This window comes from Paraburkholderia sp. 32, from assembly GCF_050435345.1.
In the GTDB taxonomy this organism is placed as follows: Bacteria; Pseudomonadota; Gammaproteobacteria; order Burkholderiales; family Burkholderiaceae; genus Paraburkholderia; species Paraburkholderia tuberum.
Genome location: NZ_JBNDKD010000001.1, coordinates 852,668 through 871,147 on the forward strand (window position 1 = coordinate 852,668; position 18,480 = coordinate 871,147).

At 62.6% G+C, this 18,480-nt stretch carries 19 protein-coding genes; 9 read left to right on the forward strand and 10 right to left on the reverse strand.

Annotated features, from left to right (window positions below):
- Positions 1-194: 194 nt before the first annotated feature.
- Positions 195-674, reverse strand: coding sequence for a DUF1348 family protein (locus OKW26_RS04010; RefSeq protein WP_184057675.1), 480 nt, complete (start codon positions 672-674; stop codon positions 195-197).
- Between the two features lie 13 nt (positions 675-687).
- Positions 688-1,353 (reverse strand): TetR/AcrR family transcriptional regulator, encoded by a 666-nt coding sequence (locus OKW26_RS04015; protein WP_429352752.1) that lies wholly within the window; start codon positions 1,351-1,353, stop codon positions 688-690.
- Between the two features lie 123 nt (positions 1,354-1,476).
- On the opposite strand from OKW26_RS04015, the gene OKW26_RS04020 reads away from it, so the two are divergent.
- Positions 1,477-2,127, forward strand: coding sequence for a YceI family protein (locus OKW26_RS04020; protein WP_429352753.1), 651 nt, complete (start codon positions 1,477-1,479; stop codon positions 2,125-2,127).
- A gap of 41 nt (positions 2,128-2,168) precedes the next feature.
- Here OKW26_RS04020 and tdh read toward each other — a convergent pair whose 3' ends face one another.
- Both tdh and OKW26_RS04030 read right to left on the reverse strand, forming a co-directional pair.
- A complete protein-coding gene (tdh, locus tag OKW26_RS04025) occupies positions 2,169-3,200 on the reverse strand; it encodes an L-threonine 3-dehydrogenase (protein ID WP_429333135.1) in 1,032 nt (343 codons plus the stop codon).
- Positions 3,201-3,228: 28 nt separating this feature from the next.
- Entirely contained in the window at positions 3,229-4,434 is a 1,206-nt protein-coding gene (locus tag OKW26_RS04030; RefSeq protein ID WP_429352754.1) for a glycine C-acetyltransferase, read from the reverse strand.
- A 137-nt stretch (positions 4,435-4,571) separates the two neighbouring features.
- On the opposite strand from OKW26_RS04030, the gene OKW26_RS04035 reads away from it, so the two are divergent.
- From OKW26_RS04035 to OKW26_RS04045, 3 genes are all read left to right on the forward strand, one after another.
- On the forward strand, positions 4,572-5,219 hold the full coding sequence (locus OKW26_RS04035) for a helix-turn-helix domain-containing protein (protein ID WP_429352755.1): 648 nt from the start codon (positions 4,572-4,574) through the stop codon (positions 5,217-5,219).
- A gap of 67 nt (positions 5,220-5,286) precedes the next feature.
- Positions 5,287-5,685, forward strand: coding sequence for a DUF2471 family protein (locus tag OKW26_RS04040; RefSeq protein WP_184073414.1), 399 nt, complete (start codon positions 5,287-5,289; stop codon positions 5,683-5,685).
- Positions 5,686-5,800: 115 nt separating this feature from the next.
- Entirely contained in the window at positions 5,801-6,883 is a 1,083-nt protein-coding gene (locus OKW26_RS04045; RefSeq protein ID WP_429352756.1) for a tyrosine-type recombinase/integrase, read from the forward strand.
- Between the two features lie 70 nt (positions 6,884-6,953).
- Here the strand turns inward: OKW26_RS04045 and OKW26_RS04050 are convergent, their stop codons facing one another.
- Positions 6,954-8,183: a DNA-binding protein gene (locus tag OKW26_RS04050; RefSeq protein ID WP_429352757.1), complete on the reverse strand. Its 1,230-nt coding sequence runs from the start codon at positions 8,181-8,183 to the stop codon at positions 6,954-6,956.
- 1,408 nt (positions 8,184-9,591) lie between these two features.
- Here OKW26_RS04050 and OKW26_RS04055 point away from each other — a divergent pair.
- Together OKW26_RS04055 and OKW26_RS04060 are read left to right on the forward strand one after the other, a co-directional pair.
- Positions 9,592-9,963: a hypothetical protein gene (locus OKW26_RS04055; RefSeq protein ID WP_429352758.1), complete on the forward strand. Its 372-nt coding sequence runs from the start codon at positions 9,592-9,594 to the stop codon at positions 9,961-9,963.
- Positions 9,964-10,207: 244 nt separating this feature from the next.
- Positions 10,208-11,557, forward strand: coding sequence for a replication initiation protein (locus OKW26_RS04060; protein WP_184057688.1), 1,350 nt, complete (start codon positions 10,208-10,210; stop codon positions 11,555-11,557).
- A 58-nt stretch (positions 11,558-11,615) separates the two neighbouring features.
- On the opposite strand, the gene OKW26_RS04065 is transcribed toward OKW26_RS04060, so the two are convergent.
- Positions 11,616-12,671 carry a ParB/RepB/Spo0J family partition protein gene (locus OKW26_RS04065; protein WP_429352759.1) on the reverse strand — a complete coding sequence of 352 codons (1,056 nt, stop codon included), beginning with the start codon at positions 12,669-12,671 and terminating at the stop codon, positions 11,616-11,618.
- A gap of 24 nt (positions 12,672-12,695) precedes the next feature.
- A complete protein-coding gene (gene parA / locus OKW26_RS04070; RefSeq protein ID WP_013092840.1) occupies positions 12,696-13,358 on the reverse strand; it encodes a ParA family partition ATPase in 663 nt (220 codons plus the stop codon).
- Positions 13,359-14,083: 725 nt separating this feature from the next.
- On the opposite strand from parA, the gene arsC reads away from it, so the two are divergent.
- A complete protein-coding gene (gene arsC, locus OKW26_RS04075; RefSeq protein WP_429352760.1) occupies positions 14,084-14,443 on the forward strand; it encodes an arsenate reductase (glutaredoxin) in 360 nt (119 codons plus the stop codon).
- 54 nt (positions 14,444-14,497) lie between these two features.
- On the opposite strand, the gene OKW26_RS04080 is transcribed toward arsC, so the two are convergent.
- The gene (locus OKW26_RS04080; RefSeq protein WP_090808135.1) at positions 14,498-15,481 is read right to left on the reverse strand and encodes a sulfonate ABC transporter substrate-binding protein; all 984 of its coding nucleotides are present in this window, start codon (positions 15,479-15,481) and stop codon (positions 14,498-14,500) included.
- A gap of 245 nt (positions 15,482-15,726) precedes the next feature.
- On the opposite strand from OKW26_RS04080, the gene OKW26_RS04085 reads away from it, so the two are divergent.
- Together OKW26_RS04085 and OKW26_RS04090 are read left to right on the forward strand one after the other, a co-directional pair.
- Positions 15,727-17,103: a gluconate:H+ symporter gene (locus OKW26_RS04085; RefSeq protein ID WP_429352761.1), complete on the forward strand. Its 1,377-nt coding sequence runs from the start codon at positions 15,727-15,729 to the stop codon at positions 17,101-17,103.
- Positions 17,104-17,143: 40 nt separating this feature from the next.
- On the forward strand, positions 17,144-17,458 hold the full coding sequence (locus tag OKW26_RS04090; protein ID WP_429352762.1) for a DUF1272 domain-containing protein: 315 nt from the start codon (positions 17,144-17,146) through the stop codon (positions 17,456-17,458).
- Between the two features lie 24 nt (positions 17,459-17,482).
- Here the strand turns inward: OKW26_RS04090 and OKW26_RS04095 are convergent, their stop codons facing one another.
- Together OKW26_RS04095 and OKW26_RS04100 are read right to left on the reverse strand one after the other, a co-directional pair.
- Positions 17,483-17,695 (reverse strand): zf-HC2 domain-containing protein, encoded by a 213-nt coding sequence (locus OKW26_RS04095; RefSeq protein ID WP_429352763.1) that lies wholly within the window; start codon positions 17,693-17,695, stop codon positions 17,483-17,485.
- Positions 17,676-18,284, reverse strand: coding sequence for an RNA polymerase factor sigma-70 (locus tag OKW26_RS04100; RefSeq protein ID WP_429352764.1), 609 nt, complete (start codon positions 18,282-18,284; stop codon positions 17,676-17,678). Before OKW26_RS04100 ends, OKW26_RS04095 begins: the two co-directional genes overlap by 20 nt.
- Positions 18,285-18,480 lie beyond the last annotated feature (196 nt).

The window sequence follows — 18,480 nt, forward strand, 5'->3', positions numbered from 1 at the left end:
CCGCCCGTCGCGCACTGTACCTGAAGCCGTGCGGTCGATGTCGAGGACTCGCTCGGCCGGCCGGGCACGCGACGTGCCCCCGCAGGCGGAACCGCCACCATAACGGAGAACCGATGGCGCCGTGATGAACAAGCGGTGAAGAAGTTCGCGGCGCGCATCGGGTGCGCCGCCGGCGATGAATATGGTGGGAACGTCTACAGACCGAGATCGGACAGGCTGGGGTGATCGTCGGGCCGCCGGCCGAGCGGCCAGCGATACAAGCGGTCGGCTTCGCGGATCGGCAGGTCATTGATGCTTGCGTGACGATGCGCCATCAGACCATGCTCGTTGAACTCCCAGTTCTCGTTGCCATACGAGCGGAACCAGTTGTTCGAATCGTCGTGCCATTCGTACGCGAAGCGCACCGCGATGCGATTGTCGGTGAACGCCCACAGCTCCTTGATCAGCCGATAGTCGAGCTCCTTCGCCCACTTGCGGCGCAGAAAGCCGACGATCTCCGCGCGGCCATGCACGAATTCGGCGCGGTTGCGCCACACGCTATCCGTCGTGTACGCGAGCGATACGCGCTCGGGTTCGCGGGTGTTCCACGCATCTTCCGCGGCGCGCACTTTCTGGATCGCGGTATCGCGAGTGAATGGCGGCAGCGGCGGGCGGGCTTCGATCGTATCGGTCATGATGGTTCCTCAGTCAGGTGGTGGTGCGCCGCGATGGCGGCCGTTTGGTTGCGGCGGGTTTCGCTGCCGCATCGAGCAAGGTCTTGCCAACCGCCTGCGCGTCGAGCGCCGCATCGGCTTCGCCGCTCACGAGCGCCACCGCGATCGCGCCGTCGAGCAGCACGAGCCATTGCCGCGCGAGCGGCGCCGCGCGACGCGCATCGATTTCGGCTTCCACGACGAACGCGACGCATTCGGCACGCACGAAACCGAGCAGCCGTGCCTTGTGTTTGCGCGCGACGACGCGGATCGGATCGTCGGCGGATTCGATTTCGCCGGCCGCGTTCAGAAACGCGCAGCCATGAAAATCCGCCGATGCGAACCACTCGCGCAGCACGTCGAACATGCCGAGCAGGCGTCTGCGCGCGCCCTTGCCGCGCCGTTGCGTGCCGGCGATAAACCAGTTCATCCAGCGCTCGTCGCGCCGTTCGAGCGCGGCCGCGATTAGCGCATCTTTCGACTCGAAATGCGTGTAAAAGCTTTTGCGCGCGGTGCCGGACTGCCGCACGATCGCATCGACGCCGGTTGCATGGATGCCGCCGGCGTAGATGAGCGCCTCGGCGGCATCGAGCAGCCGCTCGCGCGCCGTGCCGGACTGGGCCGCGTCGTTTGGATCGGTCGGAATCGTTTCGTGTGTCATGGACGAAAAGGTAGAACGATCATTCTCCATCGTCAAGTTTTTCTTCGAGCTTCGGCGCTGTGGGTGCGCTTGCTGCTATCGTGATGGAGATCGCTTGATCGCCGCTCAACCGGAATCGCTTCGATGAAACCATCCTCCGTTCGCACCGCGTGGGTGCGCGCGCTGCTCGGTGCAACGCTGCTGGGCGCGGTGGCCTGCACGCCGATCCAGGTGCTCACGCATTCGGTCAGTCAGAACGAGGCGCGCGTGCCGCCCGGACGCTACGACATCGATCAGGACCATACGAGCATCACGTTCGATATCGATCACTTCAAATACACGCGCTTTACGATGCGTTTCGATCGCAAGCAGGGGGAGCTCGACTGGAACGACGCCGGCCTCGAGCGCAGCACGGCGTCGGTCGCGATCGACGCCGCGAGCATCGACACGAACGTGCCGCTGCTCGACAAGATGGTGAAAAGCGACAGCATGCTCGACGTCGCGCGCTATCCGCAGATCCGCTTCGCGAGCACGCGTTTCGAGCGCACCGGCGAAGCGCGCGGCACGCTGAGCGGCGATCTGACGATCCGCGGCGTCACGCAGCCGGTCACGCTCGACGTCACGTTCAACGGCTTCGCGCCCGATCCGCTAACGAAGAAGGACACGCTCGGCTTTTCCGCGGACGGTCATTTCAGCCGCGCGAAGTTCGGTCTGTCTACCTGGTATCCGGCCGTCGGCGACGATATTCACGTGCGCATCCAGGCCGAGTTCGTGAAAACGCCCGCAGGCGCGTAAGCGCGCTGCGGGCGTCAGCGTTCAGACGGTGAGGTGCCGACTCAGGCAGAGGTCCAGTCGAGAATCACCTTGCCGCTTTCGCCGGAGAGCATCGTCGCGAAGGCTTCCTGATAGTCGTCGACCTTGAAATGGTGGGTGAGGATCGGCGACAGATCGAGGCCGCTTTGCAGCATCGCGACCATCTTGTACCAGGTCTCGAACATCTCGCGCCCATAAATGCCCTTGATTTCAAGGCCTTTGAAGATCACCTGGGTCCAGTCGATCGCGGTTTGCGCGGGTGGAATGCCGAGCAGCGCGATCTTGCCGCCGTGGTTCATCGCTTCGAGCATGCCCGTAAAAGCACTCGGCACGCCCGACATTTCGAGTCCGACGTCGAAGCCCTCGGTCATGTGCAGATCGTGCATCACGTCGCGCAACGATTCGCGCGACACGTTCACCGCGCGCGTCGCGCCCATCTTGCGCGCGAGTTCGAGGCGATAGTCGTTGACGTCGGTGATCACGACGTTGCGCGCGCCGACGTGCCTGGCGATCGCGACCGCCATGATGCCGATCGGCCCAGCGCCGGTAATCAGCACGTCTTCGCCGACGAGGTTGAACGACAGCGCCGTATGCGTCGCGTTGCCGAACGGATCGAAGATCGCGGCGAGATCGTCGGAGATTTCAGGCGGGATCTTGAACGCGTTGAAGGCCGGAATCACCAGGTATTCGGCGAACGCGCCCTCGCGATTCACGCCGACGCCGATCGTGTTGCGGCACAGATGCCGGCGGCCCGCGCGACAGTTGCGGCAGAAGCCGCAGGTGATGTGTCCTTCGCCCGACACCCGATCGCCGATCGCAAAGCCGCGCACTTCCTGCCCCATCTCGACGATTTCGCCGACGTATTCATGGCCGACGTGCATCGGCACCGGAATCGTCTTCTGCGCCCAGTCGTCCCACTTCCAGATATGAATGTCGGTGCCGCAAATCGCGGTGCGCTTGATGCGGATCATCACGTCGTTATGACCGACTTCGGGCTTCTTCACGTCGGTCAGCGTGAGGCCCGGTCCGCGTTCGAGTTTTGCCAATGCTTTCATCTGCTTCTCCATTCGAATCACGCGGCGATCACGTGGTGATGACGCCGAGCTCGCGGCCGACGCGCGCGAACGCCTCGACGGCACGGTCGATCTGCTCCGGCGTGTGCGCGGCGCTCATCTGCGTGCGGATGCGCGCGCGGCCACGCGGCACCACCGGGAACGAAAAACCGATCACGTAGACGCCTTGCTTCAGCAGCGCATCGGCCATCTTTCCCGCGAGTTGCGCGTCGCCGAGCATGACCGGAATGATCGGATGTTCGCCCGGCACGAGCGTGAAGCCGAGCGCGCTCATCGCGCGGCGGAAATGCGCGCCGTTTTCGCGCACGCGTGCGCGCAGCAGCGCCCCTTCATCGCTGGCGAGCAATTCGAGTACCTTCAGCGACGCCGCCGCGATGCTCGGCGTGAGCGTGTTCGAGAACAGATACGGGCGGGAGCGCTGCCGCAACAGCTCGACGACTTCCTTGCGCGCCGCGACGTAGCCGCCCGATGCGCCGCCGAGCGCCTTGCCGAGCGTGCCAGTAATGATGTCGACGCGCGCCATCACTGCGCAATGCTCGGGCGTGCCGCGACCGTGTTCACCGATGAAGCCGACGGCGTGCGAGTCGTCGACCATCACCAATGCGCCGTACCTGTCGGCCAGATCGCAGATGCCGGCGAGGTTCGCGATGATGCCGTCCATCGAGAACACGCCGTCGGTCGCGATCAGTTTGAAGCGCGCGCCCGCCGCATCGGCTTCCTGCAGGCGCGCTTCGAGATCGCCGAGGTCGTTGTTCCTGTAGCGAAAGCGCTTCGCCTTGGACAGCCGCACGCCGTCGATGATGCTCGCGTGATTTAGCTCGTCGCTGATGATCGCGTCGTTTTCGTCGAGCAGCGTTTCGAACAGGCCGCCGTTCGCGTCGAAGCAGCTCGAGTAGAGAATGCAGTCGTCGGTTTGCAGGAACGCGGCGAGCGCCGCTTCGAGTTGCTTGTGCACGGTTTGCGTGCCGCAGATGAAGCGCACCGACGCCATCCCGAAGCCGTCGCTGTCGAGGCCTTGCTTGGCGGCTTCGATCAGCCGCGTGTCGTCGGCGAGACCGAGATAGTTGTTTGCGCAGAAGTTCAGCACGTCGCTGCCGTCGGCAAGACGCACGTCAGCCGACTGCGGACTCGCGATCACGCGCTCGCTCTTGTAGAAGCCGTCGGCGCGGATCTGGTCGAGGGTGCCGCGCAAATGGGCAAGATATTGGTCACGCATGAACGGGACTCCTGAGAGTGATGGCGCCCGCATTCGCATGCGCGCGGGAAGGGCGGCCTGTTATAGTCGGTTGTCAGCTTTATCGGATATTTTCGTTTTTCCGAACTAAAATCCGGTATATCGAACAACTCTAAACGATGGGTCTGGAAATGGCAAGTTCGGGTACACGCCGCACCGCGTCCAATGCGGCGCCCACCTCCGCCAGCGCGACATTACCGCCGAGTGCGGCGATTGCGGCGCCGCCGCGCGTCGGCGAACAGATTCAACGGCTGCGCGCCGAGCGGCGCATGACGCTCGATGATCTGTCGCGCGCGGCCGGCGTGTCGAAATCGATGCTCTCGGAAATCGAGCGCGACAAGGCCAATCCGACGATCGCGGTTGCATGGCGGCTGACCAATGCGCTCGGCGTAAGTCTCGATTCGCTGTTTGCGCCGCCGAAGTCGCCTGAGGCAATCGCCGTTTCCGGACCGCGCGATATTCCTACGCTAAGCGGTCACGAAGCGAAATACCAGTTGCGTGTGTGGGGACCGATCGAGCTGGCCGGCAAGTTCGAGTGGTACGAGTTGACGCTGCAGCCAGGCGGGGCTCTCGTGTCGAACGCGCACGAGCCAGGCACGCGCGAGCATCTGACCGTGCTGCACGGCTCGATCGAGATCGAGGCGGCCGGCGCGACGAAGCGGCTCAAGGTCGCGGACACCGCGCGCTACGTCGCGGATGTTCCGCACGCGATCCGCAACGTCGGCAAGAGCGAGGCGAAAGCGCTGCTGGTCGTGATTCACGGTTAGGCCGTTCGGCCAGGTTGCGCCCGGTACTGTATGTTTGTACAGTATCGGGTGTCGATTGGAGCCGAGAATGAACAACCTGAAAACCGACCCTACCGATCAAACTCTCGCCGCGCTGCGCTTCCAGACCGCCGCGCGCGATCTCGAACATATCGTGCGCAGCATCGCCGCGCGCTACATCGTCAGGCAGGTGCCGCTCACGTGGCGTCTGCTCCACGCCATCGAAGCCGAGGCGCTGGCCGATCTCGGTTTTGCCAGCCGGCACGACGCGCTGATGCTCGGGCTGTTCCAGCGCCCGTCCGATCTGCCTTATCCAGAAACCGATGACGGCGTGGATTTCGGCACCTCCAACGCATTGCCCGCCGTTTTTGCGTTTGCCGTCAATGCGTACGAGGAAGCGGCGCGCCGGGCGGCGCTGCCACGGCCGGCCGATGCGCCCTTAAAGCGCGCCCGGGCGTGGGGCGGCTAATGGCGGCACCACGTCGGGATGGCTCGGATCCTCATCCATTCCCCGCGGTCGGCCTTGCGGCGGTCAGCGCCTACAATACGCGGACCAAACGGTGCAACTAACGGAAGGATTGCCCATGTCACCTCCTCATCTGTCCGACCCCGTTCCCCGTCCCGCGCCCTCTACCGATCTGTTCGATCAGCAACGCGAAGACTGGCGTCGCGACCCGCAGGTCGCGTTCGATGCGTGGCTCGCGAAGCAGCACTTCCGTCGCTCTTCGGCGTTGGTCTATCAGGCGCAGTGGGGGCAGTTTCTCGATTGGCTCGGCGCGCGGCAACAAAGCCTCGCGACGGTCGACACGCCCGCGATCGCCGAATTCGTCGCCAGCCTCGAGATTCGCAGAACGCAGCGGATCCGCTATTTGCGGCTTATCGAGCGCGTGCTCGATCACGTGCGCGAGATCGAATCGGCGTCGACCAACCCGGCTCGTTTCATCGCGCAGGACGGGGAAGCCGCGTGGCGCAATGCGCGCGACAATGAGCCGACCGGGTTTCTCACGCATGCGGAACGCACTGCGTTGATCGCGCGGCTGTTCGCGCCGTTGCCGGCGTTGTCGACCGCGCAGCGCTGGAGAGAGCGACGCGATCGCGCGTTGATCGCGGTGTTTCTGGGCGCAGGACTGAAGACGGGCGAAGCGGGAGCGCTTACGGTTAGTTGCGTGAGAGAGGGCTCGCCGTGGGTCACGATCGAGTCCGCGAATCCAGTGCTGACGCGGCGCACGCGACTCGCGCCGTTCGCAACGGCGATTCTCGACGCCTGGCTAGCCGAACGCCGGCTGACGCAGCTGGCCGGCAAGCTTGTGTTTCCCGCATCGCCGTCGGGCAGGCCGATGCATAAGGCCACGATGCTGCGCGCGGTGGATGCGCTCGTCGATGCAGCGGGGATTGCCACGTCGCGCCAATCGCGCGCGAGTCCGCAGACCTTGCGCAACACGTTTGCGGCGGACCTGTTCGAAAGCGGGGTCGAGGCCGAACAGGTCGGTCAATGGCTCGGCTTCGTGCAGGCGGTGTCCGCGAACCGGCTATATCGCGCGTGGCAAACGTGGATTGATCAGCAGGATTCGCCCGCGAAAGAGGAGCCGGATCCAGCGGCGGCACCGTTGGCCGAGCCCCGCCGTGATGGGCGTTTGACGAGGAAAACGGGAGCCGGCGAACCCTGAAGAACCTCACCGTTGCGGTCCCGAATTTCCTCACCTTTGACGTTTTTCCCGTTGGATTGGCCGCCTCTGGTTAACGCATCGCGTGGACGGAGCGGGACGACGGCGCGGTGGCGCCATCGTTCGACAGGAACTGCTTCACCGCCGCGAGCCTCGATTCGCCGAGGCCCGAAGAGTGCTCGCATTCCGGGCAGAACAGTTCGAAACGGTGATCGACCTGCGACAGCTCCGGCTCACCTTCCTCGCATTTCGGGCATCTCGCGGGCAGCGTCACGTGGCCGTCAGCCGCGGTGCCGATCATGCTCAACTCTTTGCTCGTGAGCCGCCCCTCAGTAACCAGCGAGCACAACAGTACGGCGATGGCCGGATCGATGCCCTGCTGGCCACGCAGGGTGGCGACTTCTTTCGTCAGCGCGTCGACTTCGTCCGACTGCTCGCGCAGTTGCGTGTCGAGCCGATCGGCGCGCGCCTTGGCGGCGGCAATCTGCTGAATGAACTCGAATTCCTTGCGGCTCGCATCACGCACGCCGGACTGATACGTCGCGGCCATGCTACGCAGCGAGTCGAGTTCGACCAGCATCGGCTTGACGCGCCGCTCGGCTTCGGCCACCGCATCCTTGATCTGCTGTGCATAGTGCTCCGTGCTTTGCCGCAATTCGACGTGCAACGCGTCGATCCGGTCCCGCAACGCAGCATTGGCAGTCTGTTCGTTTTCGAGCCGTTGCCGCAGCGCCTCGTTCTCCTGGTCGAGCCGGCGCGTGGTTGCCTGCATGCCTTCGAGGTGAACGCTGCCGTGCGTAGTCGCGCTCGATAACTGGGTTTCAAGTGCGCGAACCCGCTCCCACGCGGTTTCGGCGCGCGCTTCGCTGCGCCTGATGGCGTCGTCGGCCGCATCCCGACGAATTTCCGCCTCGCGTACGCGTAGATCGGCGGCGCTGATCTGCGCGCGGATCTCTTCACGTTCGCCATCGAGCGACGCTTTGGCCTGCACGACCGCTTCTTCGAATAGCGCGCCGAGCAGTTCGCCGGCGCGATCTTCCAGTGCCTTTGGTATCGCGCCCGCTCCGACCTTGACCCGCGACACGCTGCGGATGCGCTCCCAGAAATGATCGATGTCCTTCGGGATGTCGCTCGCGCTGCCGGTTTGCGTGAGATCGCGCACGGCCGCCATCGATGGCCGGATGCCGAGATCGAAAAAAAGCCGTTTACATGCATGCAGCGACAGATCCTGGCGGCGCACGCCCTGCGCACGCATCGATTCAAGCTCGTCGCGAATGGCTTGCCGCTCCTGATCCAGATTCATGTTTACCTCGATGTGGCTCGAATTGGATGGATCATAACAATTTACGTAGTGTTTGCTACCGATTTATCGGTGGCGAACGGATTGGCGTATACCGACGGGCTTTTGCGTGCAAATTGCGATAGTAAACACGCGCCTGCCGTTTTTCTCCGTGAAACAAAACGAAGAATAGCCAATAAGCCATTGTATTAGAAGAATTTTGTTTGATTTCCGCATGATCGCGCACTGTTTCACGATGGATCGGCAATGGCTGCGGGGTGTTGAGCCTGTGTTTCACGGGGCTCGCGGGTGTAAGGCTTGAGAGTAATAAAAATAAACACCTTTGAACCCTTGTTAAAGACGTTAACGACTCGGCAAACCCTTATCTGGCGCGGCTTTCAGGACAGCAAGGTGAAGCTTTGCGGGAGACTTGGTGAGGGTCTGCGGGAAACTCGAGTGATGGGGTTCGGGAAGCTCGGTGAGCGGCTGCGGGACGGAACGTGAGCGGGTTCAGGAAACGCCGTATACGTGGGGTTTGGGCAAAGGTGAGGTTTTGCGGGACTTCGCAGCCGCGAAGCGCCCGACACCCCTCGACAGTGTCTGTTCGGTTTGGTCTGAGCAAGGTGAGGGCTTTCGGGAGGCTCGCGAGAATGGTTTTTTGCCGGTTTTTTGGGGTGGTTAACGGCTTTGGTGAGCCGTGGCGGGAGAAAACGTAAAACGAAGGTGAGATTTTTCGGGGCGCGGGGTCCAGTTTTGCTTTCTTTTTGAGCATCCATACTGCTGAGGTGAGGTTTTACGGGAGCCAACATGGAATTCGACGCATCGATTGCCCGAAAGACTGGTCGGCGGGAACCGCTGGCGATTGGAAAGGTGAGGGGATTCGGGGAACTGGCTGATCAGCTAGATCCTCAAGCTGATTTGGCCGGCGATTCCGTCAAAGGTGAGGCTTTTCGGGAAGGTCTGGATAGGGTTTTGCGCGTTAAGGTGAGGAGATTCGGGACTGAAACGCGGGCTATCGGCCGGAGATGCCCGGCGGATGGCAATTTGCGCGCGTAGGTATACCTGGTCTCTGATTGCAAAGGTGAGTCTTTTCGGGAGGTCCGCGGGGACGCAATGAAAAGTGCTGCGGTGCGAAAAACTGGCTTAAGGTGAGATTTTACGGGAACACCGATGGTTCGAGCGCTAGATGGGATTATCGCAAGTCACGGAAATCATTGATGTTTTTCCTGTCCTCCAGCAAAGGTGAGAGTTTTCAGGAGTTCTTTGGAAGGGGGCGCGGGGGCCTCCATAAAGGTCAAAGGTGACGCTTTTCAGGAGGTTGCATTGGGGAAATGCGGTACTGGCGCGGCATGAGCGCGTGTCGTGTTGTGCCGTTCTGCGGTGCTACGGTGAGGTTTTTCGGGAGCATCGGAGCGGTGAGGATTTGCCTTGGTTGGATCTCCCCTTTTTCGGCGGCTTCGGACGAGGCTCGAAGTCGAAACAGGTGGTTAACTCCGGCAGGTTCTCGGTAGTGAGGGCTGAATCGTCAGCGGAAGGTACCAAGCAGTCGAATGGCGCGCCCGGCCATAGGAAGCTTGATGCACCGACAACAGGGCTGACGGGGCGCCCGTCGCTGGCCCACGCCGCGTTGCGGGCCCAATACCGTGCGGGCATTCCATCTATCGAACCGGGACTGTGCATCGGCCGGCAGCACGCGACGATCGACGAAACGATCGCGAGGCCGCACGACGAAGTCATCAGCCGCCCCGGACGCCATCCGTTTACACGAGGTTCTCGAAAAAATCCGCGAAAATTTTTGAGGTGAGAAGATTCGGGATCACGTGCTCCCCGTTGCCGCACGCGGCGAAACGGGCCCGATTCGCAAACGCCGCGACCGGCAAGGAGAGCCCGATCCTGGCGGCACGCACACGAGGTGAGGGTTTTCGGGAGTTGGTCGAGGTGAGTTGCGCTTCGTAAACTCGCTTCACCGGCAATGGTGAGATGGGCGCTATAGACGCGTATCACCACAGCCGGTATGCTCTCGCGAAATCCCCTCCTCACCCCGACGCATGGCCACGAAGCGCGCGAAAAAGACCGATGTTGTCAGCCCGAGCTCGGCTGAGCTGCGCAAAGCCGTCGAGGCGATCGCGATCCAGCCCAAGAGCGGCAAGATCACGCTGCTCACGCGCAAGCTATTTAACGTGTTACTCGCGGTGGCCCAGCAAGCGGATGAATCGGGCGACACCTATCGGGCGCTGCTGTCCGACATCGTCGCCAATTCCGCGTTCGATTCCAATGACACCGCGCTCGTCAAGGAGCATCTGCGCCGCATGGTGTCGGTGCAGGTCGAGTGGAGCACCGGCACGTCGAGTCAGAAGCCTGGCCGCAAATGGGGTATTTCGACGCTGATCGCGGACGCGGAAATTCTCGAAGATCCGACCACGCGTCGCGTCTGGGTCGAGTTTTCGTTTGCGCCGAAGATCAAGAAGAAACTGCTCGATCCGGTTCAGTATGCGCGGCTGAGTCTGCAGTTCCAGAGCCAGCTGCGCAGTAGCGCGGGCCTCGCACTCTACGAGATCTGCGTACGCTACCTGACCAACCCCAGCCACCTGACGATGCGCGAGACCTGGGAATGGTGGCGGCCGATTCTGTCGGGCACGCCGGACACTGAAGCCGGCGACGAGGCGAAGCGCGAGTACAAGTATTTCAAGCGCGACTACCTGCGCCCGGCCATCGCCGAGGTCAACGCGGTCACGAACATTTTTGTCGAGCTGATCGAGCATCGCGAGGGTCGGCGCGTCGCTGAAATCCAGTTCCGCGTGACCGAGCGCAAGCAGCCGATGCTCGCGCTCGACGAACATCCGAACGTGTTCGACAGCACGCTGGTCGACCGGATGGTGAAGATCGGCATTCCGCTCAAGGAGGCGCAGACGCTTTATGCGGACAGCGAGGAGAACCGGATCCGCGCGGCGCTGCAGATGACCGAGCAGCGTATGCGCAGCACGTCACTGCCGCCGGTGCGCAGTGCGCCGGCGCTGTTCAAGGATGCGTTGAAGAAAGGCTATGCGCCGCCGGTCGAGGCGCTGCCCGCGGGTGGCGGCACCAGCAAGGCCGCGGCGTCGCCGGCCGACGATCTGAAGGCGCGTCTGCTCGGTGAATACTCGGCTTACCGTCGCAAGCAGGCCTACGAGTTGTACAACGAACAGGGCGAGTCGGAGCGCGATATCGCGCGACAGTCGTTCGAGGAAGATGAATTGCCGGGGCTCGGCACGCACATGCGCGACGACTGGCGGCGTCGCGGGCTCGATTCGAAGATCGTCGAAACGGCGTTCTTCGACTGGCTCGCGCGCAGGACCTGGGGCGAACCGACCGACGGCGACCTGCTCGCCTTTACGCTGAGCCAGTCGCGCGCGGCGTGATGGGTCGATAACTGCCTTTGAAATCCAGGCGGCGGTGCATGCGCACCGCCCTCACGTCTTACTTCAGCATCTTCTCGATCTGCCGCAGGATGTCGTCGCGCTTTTCACGCGTGAGGCCTTTCAGGCGCAACTCGAGCCGGTCGTCCCCATACGACTTCAGATCGCCGACCGACACACCACCAAGCTTGATTTCCAGACGTTGCGCGTAGCGCTGCCGGCCCGCCGGTTTGGCGCTTTCCTGCGAGGTCGCTCGGCCTTTGACGATGTCGGCGACCTGGCGTGTGCTCAGATCGTCGGAAAGGATCCGGTTGATCAGTCGCAGTGTCGCCTCCGCGCCGCGAGCCGTGTGGTAGCGGCCCACCTGATACGCCATGTTCGAGCCGAAGCGGTCAGGGCGCGCGACCATCTCCTGCATCACGGTTTCCGGGAGTTTGGCGATGGACAGCGCGACTGCGACCGTCGATTCGTCGAGGCCGAGATGTTCGGCCAGTTCCTTCTGGCTCTGGAAATGCCGCTCGTCGAGAAAGCGTCGCCACACGACCGCGTTGTCGAACACCGTCTGCGAGTCGCGCTGCACGTTGAGGTCGTAACCGAGCTTGTAGCTCTGGATGCCGATCGGCAGATCGATGACGATCGCTTTCACCGACTCCTTGTTCGCTTCTTTCAGCGCACGCACCCGTCTGCCGCCGTCACTGACGAAGTAGGTGCCAGGGTTGTCATAGTCGGGAATGACGTGAATCGCCTGCTGCTGCCCCTGCTTCGCCAGATTGACGGCAAGCTCCGCAATCGACGACTTCACATAGAAGTACCGTGGATTGAACGGGCTCGGCTTGATCGTCTTGAGCGCCAGTTCGATGATCTGGCCGGGACGATAGCCGTGCTCGAGCCTCCAGGCGCGGTAGGCCGCCGATTCGTTGTCCGGATCAGGAATCTTCGCGTCCTGCAGACGCGACGGCAAGACGGCCGGAATCGGACGCCCGGCGATCGTGGGAGTTTTCGCCTCGTTGCTGACCAGGCCGTCGATCGCATTCAGACGGTCGAGCGCGGTGCGCTTTTCGCTGCTGGTCGTGTCAGGACGTGCTTGAAAGCCTTTGGCGAACTGGGACGGTTTCATTCAGGGTCCTTTATGCGCATAAATTCATGGGAGCAAGGCGGCGATCTCGTTGGCGCACGCCCGTACTTCGAGCGCGGCGAGCTTCGCGCCGCGGTCGTTCATCTGAAGCACCGTTTGCCCTAACGCCATTGCCTGCTTGTAGGCTTCGCGCGTGGGAATCTGGGTCTTGAGGAGAGGGAAGCCGAGTTCTTCGAGCGCGCGCTTCAGTTCGCGCGTCAGCATCCGTTTCTCTTCAGTCTTGTTGAGCAGGAACACGGCTCGCAGGTCTTCGTTCATGACCTGCGCTTGCTGGACCAGCTTGACGAGGCCGATGCTCGACCAGTAATCGGCAGGGGACGAGGAAGTTGGGATTACCGCGACGCTCGCCGCGAGCAGAACGACGCCCGAGACTTTTTCGGTGATGGAGGGCGGGCAGTCGACGACGATGATGTCGTAGTCAGCCACGAACTTCTTGATCTCGCGATGGATCTGGCTGCCTGCTTCGGACAGGTTGACGACGGCGAATGGAATACCGATGTCGCCGTCGGAGGCAGCACTGGCCCAGTGAATCAGAGTGTTTTGGCCATCCGCGTCGACGACGAGAACGCGTTTGCCTTTCTCGTGAAATGCAGCGCCGAGATGCATCGCGATGGTGCTCTTCCCGACCCCGCCTTTCTGCTGTGTTACCGCGATGATTTCTGCCGCCAAATTTCACCTCCTCTTTTTAGACGCAAATGGATTTTACCTGGTTGAAGTGCTATTTCAAATGATTTGCGTAAGCGCAGTTCGGAAATTGGCCATTCGGCAAAGGGTTTATGCGCATAAAGAGGCATCGGACGCGTGTCCGGGGTCTTGCGGGATATCAGGGCAAGCGTGGACTGGGGCTTAAGCGTTGCTGATCGCTGTCCGGCGGCGGCAAAGGGAAAGTAACGAGTGCTCGCGCACTGCGTGCACAGTCGTCGGTGACTGTTCGCGATTCTCGGGCTGATGTGTAGAGAAAAGGAGCGCACGCATCTGAGCGACCAAAGGGGTGAGAGGTGCCAGACTTTATGCGCAAAAGTTCGCGTGCCAATTGGCCCGGAGGGACCATTCGTCATGAATTCGTCCGACGCCGATTCTCCCCAGACATGGCGGCAAGCGGCAAACTGCATCCGGCGCCTCATCAGCGGGGGATATAGGTTGTCGTTTGAATCGCGCCCGCGCGAGCAAATCTCAGGTGCGACTAGAACTCAGGGTGCCAGCATTAAACTATTCCCACTCGCCTCGAAGGCAGCGTCGGTTTATGCGCATAAACCGACCCACCTCGCCGATGGTTCAAACAACGCGGATGCCGCGCAGTCATCCCGCGCCACGTCGTCAAGTCACCCGCTAAAATTCCCGAATCGTTCTAACCGTCGCAGCAACCTTCAACGGCGTAAGCCCCGAATCCAGCCATGATCACCATCTACCACAACCCGCGCTGCTCCAAATCTCGCACCACCTGCGAACTCGTCGCGAACACCTACAACTCCGCAAACGAAGCGACGGAAATCGTCGAATATCTAAAGAAGCCACTCACCGTCGCAGAGCTTGAGAAGCTCAATGCTCAACTCGGCTGTCCCGTCCGCGAAATGATCCGCGACACCGAGGCTGAATATAAAGAGCTCAATCTTGCCGACACGGCGCTGACGGACGCCCAGCTCTATGACGCATTGGCGAAGCATCCGATTCTGTTGCAACGACCGATCGTCGTCAGAAACGGACGGGCTGTCATCGGCCGCCCGCCGGAAAATGTCGCCGCGCTTTTCGGCTGATCGCGCGACCGTCGAAGTAAAACGATGTGGGCAATGCGGACTCGAACTGCTGCGCTACGCTTTGCCGGACAGCGCGGCATCCTTGGTCACGATCTTCGTCGGGATCAGATGCAGTTCGGTGAACGTATCCGCGATGCGCTGTTGTTCCGCAAGCACGTTCGCGTCGACGGGCTTGTAGATATGCGCGTAATGCCGCAAGCCTGATTCGATCACGCTCGCGTCGAGCCCTTGAATCGGCGCGAGTTGGGCGGCGGCCTCGCTGTAATGGCCGCGCACCCACTCCCCTTCCTTGCCGACTTCATCGATCACGATCGCGAGGACGTCGCCGTTCTGTTGCGCGAAGGGCCGCGCGCTCAGAAAGAACTGGTGGTGACTCACGATACCCTCGGCATCGGCGAGCTGCCGCGCGTTCGTTTGCCGCCTGGCGGCTTCGAGGAACGGATCCCAGATCGCCCACGCATCGACCGCACCGCGCTCGAAGGCCGCGCGTGCATCGGCGGGCGGCAGATACACGGGTTGGATCTCGCTGAACTTCACGCCGTTCTTCTGCAACGCGGCGACGAGAAACCAGTGCACATCCGAGCCCTTGTTCAGCGCAATCTTCTTTCCCTTCAAATCGGCCAAGGTTTTGATTGGCGCGTCCGGATGCACGAGGATGCCTTCGGCGTGCGGCGTCGGAATTTCATACGCCGTGTAGACGAAATTGGCCCCCGCGGCCTGCGCGAACACGGGCGGCGCCTCGCCCACATAGCCGAAATCGATCGCGCCGACGTTCAGCCCTTCCAGCAATTGCGGCCCAGCCGGAAACTCGGTCCATTTGACCGTGATGCCAAGTGGCGCGAGCCGCTTTTCGAGCGTGCCGTGCGCCTTCAGCAATACCAGGGTGCTTGCGGCTTTCTGATATCCGATGCGAAGTTCTTTTGCATGTTCATCGGCGGCAAATGCGGCGGTGGAGAAGACCGGCAACGCGGCGGCGGCCAGCGTCGCGCCTACGCCGGCCAGAAACGTACGGCGCGTCAGCAGCGGATCACGGGACATGAGAATACTCGTCGAAAAAGAATTTAACGGACGCCAAAAGATGGTCCGATTGGCTCTGACGATAATTCGTCTGCGAGCCTGGACGAACCGATAAATTCGCATAAGCAAATCATGCGGCAGTCGCGAAGCATTGCCCAAAGCCCAACCTATCCCTCCCGCTACAATCGACCGGCAAAACAAGCGCCCGCACCACCAGCTCGCGGCTGCATCGATCGACTGCAAACGAAGAGAGGAAAAAAGCCGCCGTGCCTGTAACGACAACACTGACACCGTGGGCCGCCCACGACACCCAACTGATCCTGTCGTGCGCGCTTGGACTAGCACTGATCATCATCTTCATCGGCATGCTCAAGCTCGCGCCGTTTCTGTCGATCCTGGTCGGCACCTTCGCGGCGGGCTTCACGGCCGGCCTGCCGCTCCAAGCAGTCGCGAGCGCGTTCAGCAAAGGCGCCGGCGCATTGCTCGGCGACGTCGGCATCATCATTGCGCTGGGCGCGATGCTCGGTGCGTTGATGGCCGAATCGGGCGCCGCCGACCGGCTCGTGTCCACGATCGTCGCGCACTCGACCCCGCGCACGCTGCCGTGGATGATGGCCGTCGTCGCGCTGCTCATCGGCCTGCCGCTGTTCTTCGAAGTCGGCCTCGTGATGATGGTGCCGATCATCTTCGTCATGGCGCGCCGTGCGCAGCAGCCGATTCTGCGCATCGCGATTCCCGCGCTCGCCGGTATGACGACGCTGCATGCGCTGCTGCCGCCGCATCCGGGTCCGCTGATCGCGGTGAGCGCGTTGCACGCCGATCTCGGTTTGACGTTGGGCCTCGGCCTGATCGTGGCGCTTCCCGCGGTGGTCCTCGCCGGGCCGCTGTATGGCATCTGGCTGTCGAAACGCATGCACGTCGTCGAGCCTGAAGAAATGGGCAAGCTGTTCACCGCCGAGCAGAACGGCTTCGAGCCGCCGGGCTTCGCAATCTCTCTGATCACGATCCTGCTGCCCGTCATTCTGATGCTCGGCCGCACGGTCGCGAAGCTCCTGCTCGAGCCCGAAACGTTGCTCTTCGAGACACTGAATTTTCTTGGCGAGCCGCTGATCGCGCTGGGCCTCACCGTGCTGTTCGCGGTGGTCGCGCTCGGCTGGTCGCGCGGCATGGCGCGCGAGCGCGTCGGGGGCATTCTGCGCAAAAGCCTGCCGCCGATCGCCGCGCTGTTGCTGACGATCGGCGCGGGCGGCGGCCTGAAGCAGGCGCTCGTCGCAGCGGGCATCAGCGCGACGATCGGCAAGATCGCGGTCGGGGCGCATATGCCGCTGATCTTGCTCGCCTGGTTGATCGCCGTCGCGCTGCGTCAGGCCACCGGCTCGGCGACGGTCGCCACGACGACGACGGCCGGCATCGTCGCGCCGGTCGTCGCGGGCCTCGGCGCGACGCACAATTCGCTGATGGCGCTCGCGATCGGCGCCGGCTCGGTGTTCTTCTGCCATGTGAACGACGCCGGCTTCTGGATGGTCCGCGAATATTTCGGACTCCAGCTTAAACAGACTGTACTGGTGTGGTCGGTCTTGCAGACGATCGTATCGGTCGTCGGTCTCGCGTTGACGCTCGTGCTGTGGAGCGCGTTGACGTGAGCACGGCGCGCGCGACAGCCTCACCCATTTGGGCAGCGTATTGACGCGCGCACAGCGGAACACGCGCGCAGAACCTCACGCGACGCCAGGCAGCGAGCCGCGCCTCGCGTCATCAACAACAGGGCCACCGTCATGCTCGAATTGCGAATGCACGCTCTGCGAGGTCTGCGCGCTGACGAGGCTGCGCAACGTGCGTCCGAATTGCGGCGGCAATTTCGCGCATCGGCCGATTCGCACCCGCGCGCAACTCGCCAAACATCCGGCGAGTGCCGATGCGCGTCCTGTCGGCATCGATGAAGCATCGCATGCCCGCTTTTTCGAACGCTATCGCGACGTGCCGATCGGCGAGCGCTGAACTGCGGTGTGGCAAAGCGGCAAATCACTCGTCGCCGCTCAGCGCTCCGTCCACGTTCGCCGCTCCGCTCGCCACATGCGCGGCGACCCGCAGCAGGCGGATCTGTTTGCGATAGTTCCGGCACCCGCTGCAGGTCGGCAGATGCAGGCGGATCGCGAGCCATTCGCCAGTCGACAGGGAGCGGTCGAGCGCATCGGATAGCAGCCGCGTGATGTCCTTACATTTCCCCATTCGCATCCTCGCTGGATAGGCCTTTTTCGCTCAGGCACGTGCGCAGCCGCAGCCGCGCGCGATAGATCAGCACGCTGCAATGATTCGCGGTGATCTGCAGTTCCGCGCAGATCGCCGCGATGTCGAGGTCGAGAAACTCCCGCATCATGAACACGCGTCCAATGTGCTCGGGCAAATGCTCGAGGCACATCTCGAACAGCGTCCAGAATTGCTGCTGGCGCAATGCAGTTTCGGGTGTCGGCCACGGACGCGGTTTGGTCTCGCGCGACCAGTGGCCGTTGTCCTTGAAGAGCTCGCGATCAAGCAGCACCTCGCCGTCGAGTTCGGCTTCGAGCGCCGACAGATTGACCGTGCGCTGGCGCGCGCGCAGCGTGTCGACGAGCTTATGGCGCAGGATGCCGAACACCCAGGTCTTGTGCTCCGACTGCGCGGCGAAACGCGTGGCCTGAGTCCACGCGGCGGTCAGCGCTTCCTGCACGGCGTCCTCGGCGGCCGCGGCGTCGCGCAATTGCAGACGGGCGAAGCGCACGAGGTCACGCCGCAATTGGGCGAGATAAATGGGATCGTCCAGCGAGGGAGCGCCTGGCTGCGTCACGGCATGCTCCGTCGCTGCGCTGTCGGCCGCGCGCTGCGCTGCGCGTGTCGTCCTGAAACGTCGTGATTCATGAGCGGATGGTCGTCCTCGCACGGTTTGCGGATGCGTGCGCCATTCTCCCTCACGTTCCTGCCCTAGCGAATCGGTATTGAACATATGCCCCTTGGCAATCGATGCCCGAGGAGCTTCGTCGCGC